Annotated in this window: 3 protein-coding genes; all 3 read left to right on the forward strand. The window is 42.6% G+C overall.

All coding sequences use genetic code 11. The features are described 5' to 3' along the window. A partial coding sequence (locus tag ADI58_RS00980; RefSeq protein ID WP_049521124.1) for a nitroreductase family protein occupies positions 1 to 440 on the forward strand: 440 nt, incomplete at its 5' end. Positions 441 to 453: 13 nt separating this feature from the next. Next, positions 454 to 1,764, forward strand: coding sequence for a ribosome biogenesis GTPase Der (gene der, locus ADI58_RS00985; RefSeq protein ID WP_001207696.1), 1,311 nt, complete (start codon positions 454 to 456; stop codon positions 1,762 to 1,764). An 86-nt stretch (positions 1,765 to 1,850) separates the two neighbouring features. Next, the gene (locus tag ADI58_RS11350) at positions 1,851 to 2,186 is read left to right on the forward strand and encodes a hypothetical protein (RefSeq protein WP_049521125.1); all 336 of its coding nucleotides are present in this window, start codon (positions 1,851 to 1,853) and stop codon (positions 2,184 to 2,186) included. The last annotated feature ends 57 nt before the right edge of the window (positions 2,187 to 2,243 follow it).

Here is a 2,243-nt window from a genome sequence, read left to right on the forward strand (position 1 = left end):
ATACGGATACCTTCCAACCTCAAGGTGTAGAAGGTCTCTTGATTAGTTCGGTCGATGCGGCTCTTGCTGGTCAAAATGCCTTGTTGGCAGCTGAAAGCTTGGGCTATGGTGGTGTCATTATTGGCTTGGTGCGTTACAAGTCAGAAGAAGTGGCAGAGCTCTTTAACCTGCCTGACTATACCTATCCTGTCTTTGGGATGGCACTAGGACTACCAAATGAAGAACATGAAGTCAAACCTCGCTTGCCTTTGAATCAGGTGGTATTTGAGGAAGAATATCAGGAACAAACAGTTGATGTGATTGAGGCTTATGACCGTGTACAGGCTGACTATGCTGGGGCGCGTGCAACCACAAGCTGGAGTCAGCGCCTAGCAGAACAGTTTGGTCAAGCAGAACCAAGCTCAACTAGAAAAAATCTTGAACAGAAGAAGTTATTGTAGAAAGTGAGAAATTATGGCCCTACCAACTATTGCCATTGTAGGACGTCCCAATGTTGGGAAATCAACCCTATTTAATCGGATCGCTGGTGAGCGAATCTCCATTGTGGAAGATGTCGAAGGAGTGACACGTGACCGTATCTATGCAACGGGTGAGTGGCTCAATCGTTCCTTTAGCATGATTGATACAGGAGGAATCGATGATGTCGATGCTCCTTTCATGGAACAAATCAAGCACCAGGCAGAAATTGCCATGGAAGAAGCCGATGTTATCGTCTTTGTCGTGTCCGGTAAGGAAGGAATTACCGATGCAGACGAATACGTAGCCCGCAAGCTTTATAAGACCCACAAACCAGTTATCCTCGCAGTCAACAAGGTGGACAACCCTGAGATGCGAAATGATATCTATGATTTCTATGCCCTCGGTTTGGGTGAACCACTGCCTATCTCATCTGTCCATGGTATCGGTACAGGGGATGTGCTAGACGCGATCGTAGAAAATCTTCCAAATGAATATGAAGAAGAAAATCCAGATGTGATTAAGTTTAGCTTGATTGGTCGTCCTAACGTCGGAAAATCAAGCTTGATTAATGCTATTTTGGGAGAAGACCGTGTCATTGCCAGTCCAGTTGCTGGAACAACGCGTGACGCTATTGATACCCACTTTACAGATACAGATGGTCAAGAGTTTACCATGATTGATACGGCTGGTATGCGTAAGTCTGGTAAGGTTTATGAAAATACTGAGAAATACTCTGTTATGCGTGCCATGCGAGCTATTGACCGCTCAGATGTAGTCTTGATGGTCATCAATGCGGAAGAAGGTATCCGTGAATACGACAAGCGTATCGCAGGATTTGCCCATGAAGCCGGTAAAGGGATGATTATCGTGGTCAACAAGTGGGATACACTTGAAAAAGACAACCACACTATGAAAAACTGGGAAGAAGATATCCGTGAGCAGTTCCAATATCTACCTTACGCACCGATTATCTTTGTATCCGCTTTGACTAAGCAACGTCTCCACAAACTTCCTGAGATGATTAAGCAAATCAGCGAAAGCCAAAACACACGTATTCCATCAGCTGTCTTGAACGATGTCATTATGGATGCTATTGCCATTAACCCAACACCGACAGACAAAGGAAAACGTCTCAAGATTTTCTATGCGACCCAAGTGGCAACCAAACCACCAACCTTTGTTATCTTTGTCAACGAAGAAGAACTCATGCACTTTTCTTACCTGCGTTTCTTGGAAAATCAAATCCGCAAGGCCTTTGTATTTGAAGGAACACCGATTCATCTCATCGCAAGAAAACGCAAATAAAAAAGTAGAATCTGGAATGACATTTCCAGATTTTTTTGATAGAATGAAGTTGAAGAAAACGCTATCAAATAGAGAGGGGGCTGGTGATGAAACATTTGTTTAAATTGATAATCTTATTTCCCTGGTTTTACTTTTTCAGCTGGATTGAAAAGGCCAATAGAGATAGTAAATTTTTCCCAATTTTTTACTATTTTTACTGGTTTTACATCCCCCTCTATGCTCTTTTTAGCCTTGCTTGGACAGTTGTTTCAGTTCTGTTTTTCAATATCGTCTTGAGAAATGTGACAGATATCAAGTTATGGGGCATTTGGTTTCTTTTTATTCTGCTAGCTATTGGTCTGAATAGGTTAACTTATTTCTGTTTCAAAAAAATGCTTCGCTTGAGACGAGAACTAGGGAAGTCTAAAGGCGGAAGGCATTGATTTATACTCTTCGAAAATCTCTTCAAACCACGTCAACGTCGCCTTGCCGTAGGTATG

The organism is Streptococcus mitis (assembly GCF_001074635.1).
GTDB lineage: Bacteria > Bacillota > Bacilli > Lactobacillales > Streptococcaceae > Streptococcus > Streptococcus mitis_E.